Origin of the sequence: Lentzea sp. NBRC 102530 (assembly GCF_030269365.1) — a bacterium.
Taxonomy (GTDB): Bacteria; Actinomycetota; Actinomycetes; order Mycobacteriales; family Pseudonocardiaceae; genus Lentzea.
This window is the reverse complement of record NZ_BSTF01000003.1, coordinates 45,694-62,608: the sequence shown is the minus strand read 5'-3', so window position 1 is coordinate 62,608 and position 16,915 is coordinate 45,694. Positions and strand designations below refer to the sequence as shown.

General features: G+C 69.4%; 16 protein-coding genes. 6 read left to right on the top strand and 10 right to left on the bottom strand.

Features of this window, described 5'->3' with window-relative positions:
• Window positions 1-38: 38 nt before the first annotated feature.
• Window positions 39-1,523 carry an FAD-dependent oxidoreductase gene (locus tag QSK25_RS07785; RefSeq protein ID WP_285635508.1) on the top strand — a complete coding sequence of 495 codons (1,485 nt, stop codon included), beginning with the start codon at window positions 39-41 and terminating at the stop codon, window positions 1,521-1,523.
• Here QSK25_RS07785 and QSK25_RS07780 read toward each other — a convergent pair.
• The 4 genes from QSK25_RS07780 to acs all read right to left on the bottom strand — a co-directional run bounded on the left by QSK25_RS07780 (window position 1,495) and on the right by acs (window position 6,162).
• Window positions 1,495-2,412 (bottom strand): alpha/beta fold hydrolase, encoded by a 918-nt coding sequence (locus QSK25_RS07780; protein ID WP_285637536.1) that lies wholly within the window; start codon window positions 2,410-2,412, stop codon window positions 1,495-1,497. The two genes, QSK25_RS07785 and QSK25_RS07780, sit on opposite strands and share 29 nt — an antisense overlap.
• Window positions 2,409-2,864 carry a phage holin family protein gene (locus QSK25_RS07775; protein ID WP_285635505.1) on the bottom strand — a complete coding sequence of 152 codons (456 nt, stop codon included), beginning with the start codon at window positions 2,862-2,864 and terminating at the stop codon, window positions 2,409-2,411. The genes QSK25_RS07780 and QSK25_RS07775 overlap by 4 nt, the downstream gene beginning before the upstream one ends.
• Window positions 2,861-4,018 carry a Na+/H+ antiporter NhaA gene (gene nhaA, locus QSK25_RS07770; RefSeq protein ID WP_285637534.1) on the bottom strand — a complete coding sequence of 386 codons (1,158 nt, stop codon included), beginning with the start codon at window positions 4,016-4,018 and terminating at the stop codon, window positions 2,861-2,863. Before nhaA ends, QSK25_RS07775 begins: the two co-directional genes overlap by 4 nt.
• A gap of 161 nt (window positions 4,019-4,179) precedes the next feature.
• Complete coding sequence (gene acs / locus QSK25_RS07765) at window positions 4,180-6,162, bottom strand: acetate--CoA ligase (protein WP_285635500.1); 1,983 nt, start codon at window positions 6,160-6,162, stop codon at window positions 4,180-4,182.
• Between the two features lie 259 nt (window positions 6,163-6,421).
• Between acs and QSK25_RS07760 the strand changes: the two genes are divergently transcribed.
• Window positions 6,422-7,150, top strand: a complete 729-nt coding sequence (locus QSK25_RS07760; protein WP_285635497.1) for an oxidoreductase — start codon at window positions 6,422-6,424, stop codon at window positions 7,148-7,150.
• Here the strand turns inward: QSK25_RS07760 and kynU are convergent.
• Window positions 7,143-8,243: a kynureninase gene (gene kynU, locus QSK25_RS07755; protein ID WP_285635494.1), complete on the bottom strand. Its 1,101-nt coding sequence runs from the start codon at window positions 8,241-8,243 to the stop codon at window positions 7,143-7,145. The genes QSK25_RS07760 and kynU overlap by 8 nt on opposite strands.
• Window positions 8,240-9,055 carry a tryptophan 2,3-dioxygenase gene (locus tag QSK25_RS07750; RefSeq protein ID WP_285635492.1) on the bottom strand — a complete coding sequence of 272 codons (816 nt, stop codon included), beginning with the start codon at window positions 9,053-9,055 and terminating at the stop codon, window positions 8,240-8,242. The genes kynU and QSK25_RS07750 overlap by 4 nt, the downstream gene beginning before the upstream one ends.
• A 106-nt stretch (window positions 9,056-9,161) precedes the next feature.
• Here QSK25_RS07750 and QSK25_RS07745 point away from each other — a divergent pair, with 106 nt between their 5' ends.
• The 3 genes from QSK25_RS07745 to QSK25_RS07735 all read left to right on the top strand — a co-directional run bounded on the left by QSK25_RS07745 (window position 9,162) and on the right by QSK25_RS07735 (window position 11,679).
• A complete protein-coding gene (locus tag QSK25_RS07745) occupies window positions 9,162-9,602 on the top strand; it encodes an Lrp/AsnC family transcriptional regulator (RefSeq protein ID WP_211257779.1) in 441 nt (146 codons plus the stop codon).
• A 518-nt stretch (window positions 9,603-10,120) separates the two neighbouring features.
• Window positions 10,121-10,552: an Rrf2 family transcriptional regulator gene (locus tag QSK25_RS07740; RefSeq protein ID WP_285635474.1), complete on the top strand. Its 432-nt coding sequence runs from the start codon at window positions 10,121-10,123 to the stop codon at window positions 10,550-10,552.
• Window positions 10,549-11,679 (top strand): globin domain-containing protein, encoded by a 1,131-nt coding sequence (locus QSK25_RS07735; protein ID WP_285635471.1) that lies wholly within the window; start codon window positions 10,549-10,551, stop codon window positions 11,677-11,679. Before QSK25_RS07740 ends, QSK25_RS07735 begins: the two co-directional genes overlap by 4 nt.
• On the opposite strand, the gene QSK25_RS07730 is transcribed toward QSK25_RS07735, so the two are convergent.
• The 3 genes from QSK25_RS07730 to QSK25_RS07720 form a co-directional block, all read right to left on the bottom strand.
• Window positions 11,668-12,579, bottom strand: coding sequence for an N-acetylmuramic acid 6-phosphate etherase (locus tag QSK25_RS07730; RefSeq protein WP_285635468.1), 912 nt, complete (start codon window positions 12,577-12,579; stop codon window positions 11,668-11,670). The genes QSK25_RS07735 and QSK25_RS07730 overlap by 12 nt on opposite strands.
• Window positions 12,576-13,496 carry a MurR/RpiR family transcriptional regulator gene (locus QSK25_RS07725; protein WP_285635466.1) on the bottom strand — a complete coding sequence of 307 codons (921 nt, stop codon included), beginning with the start codon at window positions 13,494-13,496 and terminating at the stop codon, window positions 12,576-12,578. Before QSK25_RS07725 ends, QSK25_RS07730 begins: the two co-directional genes overlap by 4 nt.
• A gap of 71 nt (window positions 13,497-13,567) precedes the next feature.
• Window positions 13,568-14,014, bottom strand: a complete 447-nt coding sequence (locus tag QSK25_RS07720) for a carboxymuconolactone decarboxylase family protein (RefSeq protein ID WP_285635463.1) — start codon at window positions 14,012-14,014, stop codon at window positions 13,568-13,570.
• 50 nt (window positions 14,015-14,064) lie between these two features.
• Between QSK25_RS07720 and pdxR the strand changes: the two genes are divergently transcribed.
• The gene (pdxR, locus tag QSK25_RS07715) at window positions 14,065-15,402 is read left to right on the top strand and encodes a MocR-like pyridoxine biosynthesis transcription factor PdxR (RefSeq protein WP_285635460.1); all 1,338 of its coding nucleotides are present in this window, start codon (window positions 14,065-14,067) and stop codon (window positions 15,400-15,402) included.
• Here the strand turns inward: pdxR and QSK25_RS07710 are convergent.
• Complete coding sequence (locus tag QSK25_RS07710; RefSeq protein WP_285635457.1) at window positions 15,385-16,908, bottom strand: serine hydrolase domain-containing protein; 1,524 nt, start codon at window positions 16,906-16,908, stop codon at window positions 15,385-15,387. The genes pdxR and QSK25_RS07710 overlap by 18 nt on opposite strands.
• Window positions 16,909-16,915 lie beyond the last annotated feature (7 nt).

Here is a 16,915-nt window from a genome sequence, read left to right as displayed (position 1 = left end):
ACAGTGTATTGAGCGATACAGCGTATTGGGAGGATGCGATGAGGACTTCGGTGCTGGTGGTCGGGGGAGGCCTGGCGGGTACGTCGGCCGCGCTGTTCCTGGCGTGGCGCGGGGTGGACGTGATCTTGGTGGAGAAGCATCCCGGCAGCTCACCGCACCCGCGGGCGGTCGGTTTCAACGGCCGCGTCGGCGAGTTGCTGCGGGCGGTCGGCCTGGAGGGGGCACTGCCGCCGAGCCGGATGGCGAAGGGATTCGGCGTGCGGCGGGTGCGGTGCGCGAGCCTGGTCGGGGAACGCTACGAGGAGACGTTCTGGACTCCTCCGGCGCAGCTCTCGGACGTCGAGTACTCGCCGACCGCGGGAGTCGGCGTGGCACAGGACCGGATGGAACCGCTGCTGCGCGACAAGGCCCGCGAACTCGGCGCGGACGTCCGGATGAGCACCCGGATGCTGGAGTTCGCGCAGGACGACGAGGGCGTCACGGCGCTCGTGCAGGGCGACGGCGAGCCGTACGAGATCCGCGCCGACTACCTGGTCGCGGCCGACGGCCACCGCAGCCCGGTGCGCGAGCGGCTCGGCATCACCCGCGCCGGCCGCGGGTTCCTGCACACGTCCCGCAGCGTGCTGTTCCGCGCGCCGCTGGAGGAGTACCTCAAGGACGGCGTGGGCCAGTTCGCCGTCGAGGGCGTCGGCTTTCTGACCACCTACGGCGACGGCCGCTGGGTCCTGATGCTCGACGACCGCGAGTACACCGAGCCGGAGTTGCTCGACAAGATCACCCAGGCCATCGGCCGGGACGACCTGGAGATCGAGATCATCACGACGGGCCGCTGGACGATCAGCGCCTCGGTCGCGGACCGGTTCTCCGAGGGCCGGATCTTCCTCGCGGGCGACGCCGCGCACACGTTGCCGCCGAGCCGCGGCGGGTTCGGCGCGAACGTCGGCATCGAGGACGCCCACAACCTCGCCTGGAAGCTCGCGGCCGTGATCGGCGGCGAGTCGCGTCCGTCCCTCCTGGACACCTACGACGAGGAACGGCGGCCGGTCGCCACCCTCTGCCACCAGCAGATCTTCGCCCGCAACGACGGCCACAACCGCGACGGCGAACCCGAGGACGCCACGCTCTACGACAACAACGCCATGCACTACGGCGTGCTCTACCGCTCGTCGGCCGTGCTCGGGGCGGGTCCCGAACTCCCACCCGCCGCGCTGCCGGAGGAGTGGAACGGCCAGCCGGGGACGCGCGCCCCGCACGCGTGGATCGAGCCGGGCAGGTCCACTGTGGACCTCTTCGGCCGCGACTGGGTCCTGATCGCCGACCACCCGCAGTGGCAGGAGGCCGCCGAGCGCCTGACCGTCCACTGCGAACGGATCGAGCAGCTGGACCTGTTCGGACTGTCCGCCAAGGGCGCGTCGCTGATCAGGCCAGACGGCTACGTGGCCTGGCGTTCGACCGACCTGCCGGACGACCCGGCCGGTGCCCTCGAAGCCGCGTTCAGGTCAGTTTCTGCAGGAACTCGGTGATCAGCCTGCTCGTGGTGTGGGACGCCTCCTGGTTGGGGAAGTGCCCCACCCCGGGCAGGTAGCGGAACTCCGACTCGGGCCCCAGCCACGGCAGCGAGTCGCGTGCCGCCGACTCGGGCACGATCGGGTCCACCGAGCCGTGCAGCTGCAGCACCGGCACCTGCATCGGCTTGTCGACGGCCTCCGCGAACCGCCGGCCGTCGCTGCGCAGCTGCGAGCGCACCGCCCAGCGGTAGTACTCCAGCGCGCTGTGCGCGACGCCCGGCACCGTCATGGCCTGCCGGCAGCGGCGGATGACCTCGTCGAACTCCGGCGCGGACCGCCACTTCGGCCCGGACCAGGCCGAGATCAGCTTCGCGACCTGCAGGCCGTTCTCGCCGGTCAGCCAGCGTTCCGGGTAGATCGGCAGCTGGAACCGCAGCACGTGCGCGTTGCGGCGCGGATGCCTGCGGAACGCCCGGCGCGTGACCAGCGGGTGCGGTGCGGACAGCACCGAGACCGACGAGACCAGGCGCGGGTGCAGGGCACCGACCGTCCACGCCGTGGCGCCGCCCCACGCGTGCCCCACCAGGTGTGCGCGTTGGGCGCCGAGCGCCTTGATCAGGCCCGCGATGTCACCCGCGAGCGTGAACCCGTCGTAGCCGCGCGGGGGTTTGTCCGAGTCGCCGTAGCCGCGCAGGTCGACCGCCACCGCGCGGTAGCCGGCCTCGGCGAGCGCGGTGAGCTGGTGCCGCCACGACCACCAGAACTCGGGGAACCCGTGCAGGAGCAGCACGAGAGGGCCCTCGCCGAGTTCGGCGACGTGCAGGCGGATGCCGTTCGCCGAGACGTCGCGGTGCGTCCACGGACCCGCGACCCGCACGACGGACGGGTCGGGTTTGCGGCTCAGTTGTCGTCGCCCCTGCTCTTGGAGTCGCGGTGCGTGAGGGCCGCGACGGTGTCCTTCGCGGCCGCGATCGACTTCTCCGGCGCCCTGATCTTCTTGACCTTGCGGTAGCCGAGGAAGGCGAACAGCACGGCGCTCAGCAGCATCACGCCGAACACGAGCCCGAAGCCCGCCCAGTAGCCCCAGCCGAACCACTCGGCGAAGCCGAAGCCGAGGGCCATGAACAGGAAGAACAGGCTGAAGCAGAGGATGGTCAGCGCGACGATGAAGAAGACGCTGCCCTTCACGCCCTTCTTGATCTCGGCCGTGATCTCGCCCTTGGCGAGCTCGACCTCCGCTCTGACCAAGGTCGACACGTGCGCGGTCGCGTCGCGGACGAGGCCGCCGATCGAGGCCTCGGCGGTGGGGTCGTCTGCGGTCAGCGGAATCGACGCGATGTGCTCCCTGGTGGTCACTCGGACATGGTGCCATGAGCCCGGCTGCGACGAATGAGCAACACCGCGGCGAGCAGCGACGCGATCATCGAGGCGAGCAACACAGCGGCTTTCGCGGTCTCCGGGGTTTGAAGTGAGAGATCAGCGATCAGCAGGCTGACGGTGAACCCGACGCCGCCCAGCGTCGCCACCGCCACGATGTCGCGCGGCCCGGCCCCGGACGGCCACACGGCCGCCTTGAACCACACGGCGAGCGCCGAGGCACCGACGATCCCGATCACCTTGCCGATGATCAGCCCGGCCATCACACCGAGCGCGATCTTGTCGGAGAAGAGCTTCCCGAACGCCTCCACACCCACCGGCACACCCGCCGCGAACAGCGCGAACACCGGCACCGCCACGCCTGCCGAGAACGGCTGCAACCGGTGCTCCAGCCGCACCGCGGGCGCCTGCGCCTCGTACGGGTCGCGCCGCACGCGGGTCAGCAACGCCAGCGCGACACCCGCGATCGTGGCGTGGACGCCCGACTCGTGCATGAACCACCAAGTGGCGAGCGCGATCGGCACGTAGAGCCACGGGCTGGTGATCCTCTTGTGCTGGAGGAACCAGTACAGCGCCAGCAGCAGCACGACCGCGCCCGCCGCGAGCAGGTTGAACTTCGCGGTGAACAGGATCGCGATCACGATGATCGCCCCCAGGTCGTCCACGACGGCGAGGCTGAGCAGGAACACCCGCAGGCTCGACGGCAGCCCGGACGCCGTCAGCGCCAGCACCCCGAGCGCGAACGCGATGTCCGTCGCGACCGGGATCGCCCACGCCTTCTCGATGCCCGGCTGACCCCAGCCGACGCCGAGGGCGATCAGCGCGGGCACGACCATCCCGCCGATCGCCGCGATGATCGGCAGCACCGCGGCCTTGAAGTTCGACAGCTCACCGACGACGAGTTCGCGCTTCAGCTCGAGACCGGCGACGAAGAAGAAGATGGCCAGCAGGCCGTCCTTGGCCCAGTCGCCGACGCTCAACGGTCCCAGGTGGAGGTCACGCAGTCCGAAGTAGGCGGACGCGAGCGGGGAGTTGGCCCACAGCAACGCGACGGCCGTGGCGCCGAGCAGAACGGTGCCACCGACGGTCTCGGTGCGGAGGTAACGGGCGAAGTCGGCGATCTTGCTGGACACGGCGCTCCCGAAGCGGTCGAGGTACACGAATACTCGTGCCGACCAGACTTCCCGGCTCACCGAGTGCTGCGACGCAAGGTTCCGCGCCACAGCACTTGCTGCGATCTTAACGCGAACGGGCGCCCTCCGGTGAGGACGCCCGTCACGTTTCAAGCCCTGGATCAGTCCTCGGACTTGCCCGACTGCAGGCCCGCCGAGATCAGGTCCATGACCGACGAGTCGGCCAGCGTCGTCACGTCACCGACGGTGCGGTTCTCGGCGACGTCGCGCAGCAGGCGGCGCATGATCTTGCCCGAGCGCGTCTTCGGCAGCTCCGGCACGACCATGATCTGCCGCGGCTTCGCGATCGGGCCGATCTCCTTGGCCACGTGGTCGCGCAGCGCCTTGATCGCGTCCGCGCCACCGGCGTCCGCACCCGCGCCACCGCGCAGGATCACGAACGCCACGATGCCCTGGCCGGTCGTCTCGTCGGACGCGCCCACGACGGCGGCCTCGGCCACGGTCGGGTGCGACACGAGCGCCGACTCGACCTCGGTCGTCGAGATGCGGTGACCGGACACGTTCATCACGTCGTCGACGCGGCCGAGCAGCCAGATGTCGCCGTCGGCGTCGTACTTCGCGCCGTCACCGGCGAAGTAGAAGCCCTGCTCGCCGAAGCGCGACCAGTACGTGTCCTTGTAGCGCTCCTCGTCGCCCCAGATGCCGCGCAGCATCGACGGCCACGGCTCGTCCAGCACCAGGTAGCCACCGCCGCCGTGCTCGACCTCGACGCCCTCGTCGTTGACGACCTTCGCACCGATGCCGGGCAGCGGGCGCTGCGCCGAACCGGGCTTGGTCGACACCACGCCGGGCAGCGGCGAGATCATGATCGCGCCGGTCTCGGTCTGCCACCACGTGTCGACGATCGGGGCCTTGCCGCCACCGACGTTCTCGCGGTACCAGATCCACGCCTCGGGGTTGATCGGCTCGCCGACCGACCCCAGCACGCGCAACGACGACAGGTCGTACTTGGCCGGGATGTCCGCGCCCCACTTCATGAAGGTGCGGATCAGCGTCGGCGCCGTGTAGTAGATCGAGACGCCGTACTTCTGCACGATGTCCCAGTGCCGGCCCTCGTTCGGGGTGTTCGGCGTGCCTTCGTAGACGACCTGTGTCACGCGGTTCGACAGCGGGCCGTAGACGATGTAGCTGTGGCCGGTGACCCAGCCGATGTCCGCGGTGCACCAGTAGACGTCGGTGTCCGGCTTGAGGTCGAACACGTAGTTGTGCGTGTACGACGCCTGCGTGAGGTAACCGCCGGACGTGTGCAGGATGCCCTTCGGCTTACCCGTGGTGCCCGAGGTGTAGAGGATGAAGAGCGGGTGCTCCGAGTCGAACGCTTGCGGGGTGTGCTGGTCCGACTGCGAGTCGACGAGCTCGTGCCACCACACGTCCTTGTCGGTCCACGCGACCTCGGTGTCGGTGCGCTTGACGACGATGACCTTCTCGACGGAGGGCGCACCGGCGACGGCCTCGTCCACGGCGGGCTTGAGCGGCGCCGGGTTGCCGCGGCGGTACTGGCCGTCGGTCGTGATCACGAGGCGGCACGAGGAGTCCTCGATGCGGGTGCGCAGCGCCTCGGCGGAGAAGCCGCCGAAGACGACGCTGTGCATCGCGCCGACGCGGGCGCAGGCCAGCATCGCGAAGATCGCCTCGGGGACCATCGGCATGTAGATCGCGACGCGGTCCTCGGCGCCGATTCCCAGCGACGTCAACGCGTTCGCGGCCTTGGAGACCTCGCGCTGCAGCTCGGCGTAGGTGATGGCGCGGCTGTCGCCGGGCTCGCCCTCCCAGTGGATCGCGACCTGGTCACCGTGGCCGGACTCGACGTGGCGGTCGACGCAGTTGTAGGCGACGTTGAGCTTGCCGCCGACGAACCACTTCGCGAAGGGCGCGTCCGACCAGTCGAGCACCTGGTCCCACTTGGTGTCCCAGTGCAGCCGTTCCGCCTGCTTCGCCCAGAACGCCTCGCGGTCGGCCTTCGCCTCCTCGTACAGCGCGGGCTGTGCGTTCGCCTGTGCCGCGAACTCGTCGGAAGGCGGGAACGTCCTGCTCTCCGTGAGCAGGTTGTCCAGAGCGTTGCCCTGGCCTGGCGACTGCGTCATGGTGCGAGACCTCCTGGAAAGTCCAGACCGGTTGGGGATGCGGGTACTGACCGTAGTGCGAGCCAGTTCACTTCCAACAGGTTCCTCCCCAAAAAGGTTCAGACCAATCTGGGGAGGTCGGTTACACGGCTGTCACGTTGTAACCCGTTTTGTCTGGTCCAGGCACGTGTGGCGCGTTGAACGGGCGAAGTTGCGCGCTCAACGGTCCCCCTAGTGAGCTGGGTCACCGGTTTCACCTGGTCAGGTACTCTGCGCGACCGTGACCGATCCTCTCGCTCCGCTGCTTTCCTTGCCCGGCGTGGCAGACGCCGCGAACGCCGCCAAGGACGCCGTCTTCCAGGTGCACCGCCATCGGGTGAACCTGCGCGGCTGGGCCACGACGGCGGCGGAAGCGTCCGTCCGCGCGGCCCGTGCGTCGGCGGCGCTCGAGGGCGGTCCGACCGAGATCCCGGAGTCCGGCGAGGTCTCCGACCCGGTGCTCGCCGGGTCGTTGCGGGTGGCCGAGGCGCTGGGCGGTCTCGTGGCCACCTGGCAGCGCGCGCCGTTGCAGGCGCTGGCGCGGTTGCACGTCCTGGCCGCCGCGGACCTGACCTCCGACGTCGGCCGGCCGCGGGTGTCCGGGGACGTGTCGACGCGACTGGACCTGCTCGGGTCGTTGGTCACCGGCGGGACGTCCGTGCCCGCGCCCGTCGTCGTCGCGGTGGTGCACGGGGAACTGCTCGGGCTTGCCCCCTTCGACGTCGCCAACGGTGTGGTCGCGCGGGCGGCCGCGCGGATGACGTCGATCTCCACCGGGCTCGACCCCAAGGGGCTCGGCGTGCCCGAGGTGGCGTGCCTGCGCCGTTCGGCGGAGTACGAGGCGGCGTCGGTGGCGTTCGCCTCCGGATCGCTCGAAGGCCTGGCGCAGTGGATCCTGTTCGTCTGCTCGTCGTTGGAGGCGGGCGCCCGCGAGGCGCGCAGCATCGCGGACGCCGCTCTCGCTAGTTGACGATCTCCGCGAGCGTTTCGGCCGCCCTGATCGCGTCGTCGTCGGTGACGTAGAGCGGGGCGAAGCCGAACCTCAGGATGTCCGGCGGCCGGTGGTCGCCGATGACCCCTCGGCTGATCAGCTCGTCCATCACCGCCTTGGCCTGCGGGGAGCGGACGGAGATCTGGTTGCCGCGCTGTTCCGGCGTGATCACCTCGAGGCCGGTGAGCTTCTCGACGTGCTCGCGGAACAGCGCGGTGAGCGCGAGACCTCGGTCGCGCAGTTCGGCCAGGTCGACGTCGTCCCAGACGTCCAGCGCCGCGTCGAGGGCGAGCATCGACAGGATGTCCGGGGTGCCGACGCGGGCCCTGGCGATGCCGGGATCCGGTTCGTAGTCCGCCTTCATGCCGAACGGCTCGCGGTGGCCGTTCCAGCCCGACAGCGGGTTCTCGAAGGACCCCTGCCTGTGGTGCGGGACGTAGATGAACGCCGGCGAACCCGGTCCGCCGTTGAGGAACTTGTAGGTGCAGCCGACCGCGTAGTCGACGCCGAGCGCGTCCAGTTCGATCGGCAGCACGCCCGCGCTGTGGCAGAGGTCCCAGACCACCTGTGCCCCGGCGGCGTGCGCCTGCTCGGTGAGCGCCCGCATGTCGTGCAGCGCACCGGTCCGGTAGTCGACCTGGTTGAGGAGCACCACCGCGGTGTCCCCGGTGAGGTCCAAAGAGGACGGATGTGCCGCGCGGATGGTCTTCTGCGTCAGGGAGGCCACGGACTGGGCGATGTAGCCGTCGGTCGGGAACGTCGCCTCGTCGACGACGATCTCGGTGCGGGTGCTGCCTCTGGCCGCGCCCATCAACGCCTTGAAGACGTTGACCGACGTCGAGTCACCGACGACGACCTGCCCCTCGGCCGCGCCGATCAGCCGCCCGATCCGGTCACCGACCCGTTGCGGAGTCTCCCACCAGCCCTCGCTCCACGACCGGATCAACCGGTTGCCCCACTGGTGCTCGACGACTTGCTTCATGCGCTCGGCGACGTGCTTCGGTGGTGCGCCGAGGGAGTTGCCGTCGAGGTAGATGACCCCTTCGGGGATGTCGAACAGCTCGCGCCTCACACGTGACTCCTCGCGGTCCACAGCTCGGGGAACACCGCACGCTGGGTGCGCTTCTCCAGCCATGCAACACCAGCGGACCCGCCCGTGCCGACCTTCGAGCCCATCGACCGGCGCGTGGCCAGCAGGTGGTCGTACCGCCACCGCGCGAACTCCTCGGCGATGTCGGTCAACGCCTCACCGAGTTCCAGCAGGTCCCGGTCGTCGCCGCGGTAGATGCCCGCCCACACCTGCTCGACCTCGGCCGACGGCTCGTACGCCTTGGTCAGGTCGCGGTCGAGGACACTCTGCGGGATGTCGAAACCCTTGCGCTTCAACGAAGCCAGCACGTCGTCGTAGAGCGAGGGCAGGCTGAGCGACTTCTCCAGCTGGTCGTGCATCGCCGGCACCGCGCGGTGCGGCACGAGCATCGACGCGGACTTCTCGCCGAGAAGGAACTCCATCTCGCGGTACATGCCGCTCTGGAATCCCGAGCCCTCACCGAGGGCGTCGCGGAACGAGTTGAACTCGGTCGGCGTCATCCGGGCGATCGGCCGCCACGCCGCCGACAACGCCTGCAGGTGCAGGTCGGACCTGCGGAGAGTGCGGACGGCGGCGCGGATGTCGTCCCTGCGCAGCTCGGACTGGGCCTGCCGCCACTCGAAGCAGAGCAGGCCGAAGTACAGCTCCATCACCTGCGTGATGACCAGGAACGACATCTCGCGGGGATCTTTGGACCACTGCTGTTGAAGGGTGTGCAACACCGACGCGTGCACGTAGTCCTCGTACGGCGTGGTGCCGCCGAAATCCAGCTTGGGGGACACGGGGCAGCTCATGGTGCTAATCGTCGCCGCTGTGGGCGGTCACCTGAATGGGCGTCTTAAGGCGTTCGGCCCGAACTTCTTCCGATCGTGAAGGATTTCGGGTTGTAGCTTTGCGGTCATGCTGGACGAGGTGGACAAGGCCCTGTTGGAGGCCCTCCAAGAGGACGCGCGACTGTCGTACAACGAACTGGCGCGCCGGGTCCACGTGTCACCGCCGACCGTGGCCCAGCGGGTGCGGCGGCTGGAGAACATGGGGGCCATCACCGGGTACCGGGCCGTGGTCGACCCGACCGTGGTCGGACGGCCGGTGGTCGCGTTGGTGCGGATGAAGTGTTACGGGCCCCGGTGCATCACCGTGCACCCGGAGTTGCTGGACGACCTGCCCGAGGTGGTCGAGGTGGTGCGGTTGACCGGGGACATCTGTTCGGTGGTCAAGGTCGTGACGACTTCGATCGTGGAGTTGGAGCGGTTGCTGGTGCGGTTGGCGGCGCATGGGGAGACGTCCAGCGCGATGGTGCTGTCCACGCCGATTCCGTGGCGGCCCGTTCTGCCGGGGTGACGTTCCGTAGGTCCGTTCCGGTTCCAGCGGGGTTGGTCGCGTTCCTGGGGTTGGGCTGCGGTTGCGAGGGTGGGCGCGCGGGCCGGTTCGAATGATGTGGGGTGCGATTGGGGCTTGACCTTGAGCCTCTGGCGGGGCGCGTTCGCGGCCTCACAAGCCGGGGTGAAGGACGCCCCGGCCGGACCGGACAGGTTGGCACCCCGCCCCCTCAAGGTAAAGCCCCGATCGCCAAGGCAGGGGGAACCGGCTGGCCTGGTGTGAAGCAGCCCGTTCGGGCTCGCTGCGCTTCGCCACGCCAGGACTCGTAGGTGGTTGGCTGGCGATGTCGGCTGTCCGGTTGAGTGCGCGCGCCTGGCCAAGACGGTGGTCGGCCTGCGTTGGCGAGTGCGGTTCGTGGTTTGGCCGGAGTGTCAGACCCTCTCGGTACGTTGGGTCGCGGGGGAGCCTGAAGTCCGCCGGTGGGACTCGTGGCCCAGATAACATGCATCTGAGATGCCAATTAAGTTAGCCTCGATCTTGTGAGGCTGACCAAGAGCACCGACATCGCGCTGCGGATCGTGATGCGGCTGGCCGTCGCCGACGAGGCGAACCCGACCACCCGCGAAGTCGCCGAGGTCATGGGCGTGCAGTACACCCACGCCGCGAAAGTCGTCGCGCAGCTCCAGCACCTGGGTGTGGTCGAGGCGAGGCGGGGAAGGGGCGGTGGGCTGACGCTCACCGGCACCGGCCGCGCCTCCTCGATCGGACAGTTGGTGCGGCAGCTCGAAGGTGTCGGGGACGTCGTCGACTGTGAGGGCGACGTGCCGTGTCCGTTGGCTGCCGCCTGCCGGTTGCGGCGGGCGTTGCGCCAGGCGCAGGAAGCCTTTTACGCCTCGCTCGATCCACTGAGCGTCGAGGACCTCGTCGCTGATCCCACCGGACCCGTGCTGCTCACCCTGCAGCTGAAGTGAGGAAGACGATGCTGTCCCCGAAGTCGACGGAGCTGGTCGAGGCCAGCCTGCCCGCGGTCGCCGCCGCGATCGGCGAGATCAGCAAGTTGTTCTACGCGCGCATGTTCGAGGAACACCCGGTGTTGCAGCGCGATCTGTTCAACCGGGGGAACCAGGCGAACGGGACCCAGCCGCAGGCGTTGGCCGGGTCGGTCGCGGCCTTCGCGGCCGGGTTGCTCGCCGGGCGGACGCCTGACGCGATGGTGCGCCGGATCGCGCACAAGCACGTGTCGGTGGGTGTGACGCCGGGGCAGTACGCGGTGGTGCACAAGCACTTGCTCGGAGCTGTGGCCGAGGTTCTCCAGGTGTCGGAGGACGTCGCGGAGGCGTGGAGCGAGGTCTACTGGTTGATGGCCGACACGTTGATCGGGATGGAGAGGTTCCTGCCGCGCGGGTGGGAGGAGCACCGGGTGATCGCCCGGTTCCAGGAGACCGACGACGTGGTGACGTTCGTGGTGCGGCCGTTGAACGGGCCGGTGCCGCCCAGTTCGCCGGGGCAGTACGTGTCGGTGCAGGTCGAGTTGGCGGACGGCGCTCGGCAGATCCGGCAGTACAGCCTGTCGGGACGGACCGACGACGCGGTGCAGTTCTCGGTCAAGCGGGACGGCGAGGTGTCGAACCACCTGCACGACGAGGTGTCGGTGGGGAACGTGGTCAACGTCAGCCGGCCGTCCGGGGACGTGACGTTGCTGCCGGGGGACGGGCCGGTGTTGCTGGCTTCGGCGGGGATCGGGTGTACCCCGATGGTGGCGATGCTCGCTGAACTCGCGGCGGTCGGGTCGCCGCGCCAGGTGATCGCGGTGCACGGTGACCGCGACCAGTTCACGCACCCTTTCCGCGCCGACCTCGCCCAGCTCGTGGGGAAGCTCGACCGCGGGCAGGCGCACGTGTTCTACGAGCGGCCGGTCGGGGAGTGGCCCGCCGAACGGACCGGGTACGTGGACCTCGCGGGGATCGAGGTTCCGCAGGACACCACGGCGTACCTGTGCGGGCCGACGCCGTTCCTCCAGGCCGTGCGGGCGCAGTTGCTCGCGGCGGGGGTCGCGGACATCCATTACGAGGTGTTCGGGCCCGACCTAACCCGCTAGCCGGTCCAGGGCGTTGCGGACGTGGCCCTTCGTGTCCTCCAACGCGGCGGCGGCGCGTTCGGCAGGGACGCCCGCGAGCAGGTGGACCAGGGCCACCTTGAGGTCGCCGGCGGCGTCCGCGAGAGCCTGTTCGCAGGCGTTCTCCGGCTGGCCGGTGGCCTCGTGCAGGATGCGGATCGTGCGGCCGCGCAGCTTGGCGTTGGTGGCGCGCATGCTGACCATCAGGTTCGAGTAGGTGCGGCCGAGCTTGACCATCACCGCCGTGGAGAACGAGGTCAGCACCAGTTTCTGGGCCGAGCCCGCCTTCATCCTGGTCGAGCCCGCGATGGCTTCCGGGCCGGTGTCGAGGACGACCAGGACGTCCGGCGTGAACGGCACCGAGGTGTTGTTCGAGACCAGGACGGTGTGGGCGCCAAGCGCTTGCGCCTCCTGCAGGGCGCCGATCACGAACGGCGTGCGCCCGGACGCCGTCACGCCCACGACCAGGTCTTTCGCTGCGGCGTGGCGGCGGATCTGGGCGGCGCCGGAGTGGTCCTCCACCTCTTCGACGGCACGGACGAGGGCTTCCGGACCGCCTGCGTGGTGGGCGACGAACCAGTCCGCCGGGGCGTTGAACGTCGGCACGAGCTCGGCCGCGTCCAGGGTGGCGAGACGGCCCGAGGTGCCCGCGCCGACGTAGTGGACGCGGCCGCCGGACATGATCGCCGCGACGCCCAGGTCCACCGCGCGGGCCAGGTCCGGGAGGGCCTGGGCGACCGCGGCCGGGACCGTGCGGTCCTCTTCGTTGATCATGCGGAGCACGTCGATCGTGGAGACCCGGTCGATGTCCGCGGTGCGCGGGTTCCGTTGCTCGGTCGGAGATTCCACGCGCACCACCACACCGTTCCGGGGGGAGGTCATTTAGACGTCTCCCGCGGCCGTCGCCGGCCGTCTGGTCTCGCGCCCAGCCGGTGGCCGGAGACCGCTTCGTAGGTCGCCTCGAGTGCCGTCTTCGCCGTGTCCACGTGGTGCTGGGCGACGCCGATGAACAGGCAGTCGATCACCGTGAGCTGGGCGATCCGGCTCGCCATCGCGCCGGAGCGGAACGTGGTCTCGCGCGCGGCCGTGGTCAGCACGTGGTCGGAGACCTCGGTGATCGGCGAGCGCGGGAAGTTCGTCAGCGCGACGGTGGTGGCGCCGGACTCGCGGGCCACCCGCAGCGCCTCGACGGTCTCCGCGGTCGAGCCCGTGTGCGAGATGCCGACGGCGACGTCCGCCTCGGTCAGCACGGCGGCCGACGTCAGCGCGATGTGCGTGTCGTTCCACGCGAAGCAGGTGAGCCCTATGCGGTGCAGCTTCTGCTGGAGGTCGAACGCCACGAACGCGCTGGCACCGAAGCCGTAGACGTCCACGCGACGGGCGCCCGCGACGGCCTGGACGACCTTGTCGAGCGACTCGACGTCGAGCTGCTCCGCGGTCTCCTCGACGGCGCGGGCGTCGGCGAACGCGACCTTGCCGACGACCTGCCTGAGGTCGTCGCCGGGGCCGATGTCGCCGCCCATGTCGTGGTTGGCACGTGCCTGGCTGCGCGCGGTGTCGGCGGCCAGTGCGATGCGCAGTTCGGGATATCCACCGACGCCGATGGCCTTGCAGAACCGCGTCACCGTCGTCTCGCTGGTGCCCGCCTGCTCGGCGACCTCGGTGATGCTGCGGTGCGCGACCGTCGCCGGGTTCTCCAGCACCACCTTCGCGACGCGCTGCTCCGCGCGCGCGAGACCCGGCAACAACGACCGGATCCTCACCAGGGGGCTGGACTCGGCACTGCTCTCAGTGGACACGTGGGAAACTTACTAACCGCCACACCAACGGTCAACGGACTGTGTCCGAAAGTCACTCTCTCGGCAGGTGGTCAGTGGACGATAGGGGTCATCCGGGTGGACACGGCGATCCGGTTCCACGCGTTGATGGTGAAGATGAGCGCGATGAGCTGCGCGAGTTCCTCTTCTTCGAAGTGCTTCGCGGCGTGCGCGTACACGTCGTCGTTCACGTACTCGTGGCTGCTCAGGACCGTGATGGCCTCCGTAAGGCGCAGCGCGGCCCGCTCCTTCTCCGTGTAGATGTCGCCGGCCTCCTCCCACGCGTTGAGCAGGTAGACGCGGGCCTCGGACTCGCCCAGCTTGCGGGCGTCGGCGGTGTGCATGGCGATGCAGTGGGCGCAGTGGTTGAGCTGCGACGCGCGGATCCGGACCAGTTCCGCGAGCTGCTCGTCGAGGCCCTCCCGGGCGGCGGCGTCCAGCGCGATCATCGCGCGGTAGACCTTCGGGGCCTTCTTGGGGAAGTCGATGCGGTTCGTCATGGGAAGAAACCTATGACCCGGATTGTCCCCGAGCATGGTGCAATCTTCACGTGGAATCGTGGGCCAATCTCGACTTCCACCTGGACCTGTCCGGTCCGGGTGGGCTGCGCCAGCGGTTGACGGCGTCGCTGCGGGAGGCGGTCCGCTCGGCACGGCTGCCGGCCGGTACCCGGCTGCCCGCCTCGCGGTCGCTCGCCGCCGATCTCGGGATCGCGCGCAACACCGTCGCCGAGGCGTACGCGGAGCTGGTGGCGGAGGGGTGGCTGACCGCCCGTCAGGGTTCGGGAACCGTTGTCGCGCAACGGGTCGCGCCGCCGCAGCCGGTGACGCGCGCGGCTGCCGGACCGGCGGTGAGGTACGACCTGCAGGTGAGCACCCCGGACGTCACCGAGTTCCCGCGCACCGAGTGGATCCGGTCGACGCGGCGGGCGTTGACGGCGGCGCCCTCGGAGGCGTTCGGGCCAGGAGACCCGCAGGGGCGCATCGAGCTGCGGACGGCGCTGGCCGAGTACCTGGCGCGGGCCCGGGGCGTGCGGGCCGATCCCGAACGGATCGTCGTGTGCTCGGGGTTCGGTGGCGCCGTCCAGATGTTCAACCGGCTGCTGCGGCCGCCGGTCGTCGTCGAGGAGTACGGGCTCGGCTTCCACCGGGCGTTCTGGAAGGCGACCGTGCCGTTGGCGGTGGACGACCACGGTGCGAACACCGAACAACTGCCCGATGACCTGCGCACGTGTGTGTTGACGCCGGCGCACCAGTTTCCGTTGGGCGGCCCGTTGCATCCTCGTAGGCGTGCTGCGGCCGTGGAGTGGGCACGGCGCGTGGGGGGTCTTGTGCTGGAGGACGACTACGACGGGGAGTTCCGCTACGACCGCCAGCCCGTCGGGGCCGTGCAGGGGCTGGACCCCGAGCACGTCGTGTACCTCGGGACGTCGAGCAAGGCGTTGTCACCGGCGTTGCGGATCGCGTGGATGGTGCTGCCGGACCGGTTCGTCGATCCGGTCCTGGCGCTGAAGACCGACCGTGAGCAGCACATCAGCATGCTCGACCAGCTGACGTTGGCCGACTTCCTGGAGTCCGGGGCCTACGACAGCCATGTCCGCCGGATGCGGCTGAAGTACCAGCGGCGGCGTGACCAGCTCGTGGAGGCGGTGTCGCCGTACGTCTCGGTGTCGGGCATCGCGGCCGGGATGCACGCTGTGCTGGAGACGCCTTACGAAGAAGAGGTCGTGCGCGCGGCTCGTGAACGTGGCATCGAGGTCAGTCCGCTTTCGTGGTTCCGGCACGAGAAGAGCGACGACGACCGGTCAGGGGTCGTGGTGAGCTTCGGAGCGCCCGCGTTCCCACGGGCGCTCCGCCCCTTCGTCGAGGCGCTAGCGGCGTGCCACTGACCAGCCGTCGGCGGTGACGTCGCCACGGGCGTGCACGTAGACGCCGCGGCCGTTGTACTGGCCGGCCTTGGTGTAGACGAACCTGGACTTCGCGGATTCCGTTGGCACCCAACGACGTCCGGTCGTGGTGATGGTGCGGGCGTCCTGCCAGTCCGTGCCGTTCCAGTGCTGGACGGTGAGCTTGTCGCCCTTGTCGACGTCGACGAACACCTCGACCGGGCGTTCGGCGATCAGGGTCGCGCCGGAAGTCGTTGCCCGCCAATGCTTTCCGTGCGACTGCACGGCGAGTGCGTGCGCGAGGCCGTCGGCGACCGCCCGGCGTGCGGGGTTGACGCTGCCCCAGTCACGGCTCGGGTGGACGCGGTTGGTCAGCAGGATCGCGATCGAGCGCGAGGCCTTGTCGATCACGAACGACGTGCCGGTGTAGCCCGTGTGACCTGCGGTTCCGGGGCCGCTCAGTGCGCCCATGTACCAGCGTTGGTCGAGCTCGAAGCCGAGGCCGTGGGCGTTGTCGGGGAACTGCTGGTTGAAGTTCGTGAGCATCAGCTCGACGGAGTGCTCGCTGAGGATTCGGCGGCCGTTGTAGATGCCGCCGTTGAGGATCGTCTGGCCGAGGATCGCGAGGTCCTTGGCCGTGCCGAACACACCGGCGTGTCCGGCCACTCCTCCGAGGGACCACGCGTTCTCGTCGTGCACCTCGCCGCGGACGATGCCGCGTGGTGGTGCGGTCTGGAACTCCGTGGCGGCCGTGCGGTCCTTGGCCTTCGGGTTGTAGCCGGTGTCCTTCATGTTCAACGGCCTGGTGATGCCGTCCTGCACCGCCTGGTCGAGGCGTTTCCCGCTGACCTTGAAGACCAGCTCGCCGAGCGTGATCAGGTTCAGGTCCGAGTAGACGTAGGTGGTGCCGGGCGTCGACTTCGGCGTCACGTCCATGACGGCTTTGATGCGCGACGGGACGTCCGGGTACTTCTGCCACAACGGGATGAACGGTTCGAGGCCGCTCGTGTGTGTGAGCAACTGCTTGACGGTGATGTTCTCCTTGCCGTTCACGCCGAACTCGGGCAGGTAGGTGGCGACGCGTTCGTCGATGCTCACCCGGCCCTGCTCGACCTGCTGGATCACCGCGATCGACGTGAAGAGCTTGGAGATGGAGGCGAAGTCGAAGATCGTGTCCTTCTTCATCGGGACGCGCTCTTCTTCTGGCAGCTGGGTTTGCTGGTCTTCGTAGAGCACCGCGTAACCCGTGCGGTCGTGCGTGACGATCTTGCCGTCGTGCACGTACATCGTGACGGCGCCGGCGAACAGCGGCTTGCCGTTGGCCTGGGGTTTCTGGAAGTCGCGGAGCTGACGCAGGGCGGTGTTGACCGGTTCGGGGTCGAGGTTCGCCCAGTACGGGTTCGACTCGCGCAGGGTCGTCCACGCGGGCGCGAAACCGTCCTGGGGCTGGTCGAAGTGGCCGGGGAGCGCGGTCGTCACGAGTGCGACGGCCAGGGCAGGGATGAGCATGGCGTCC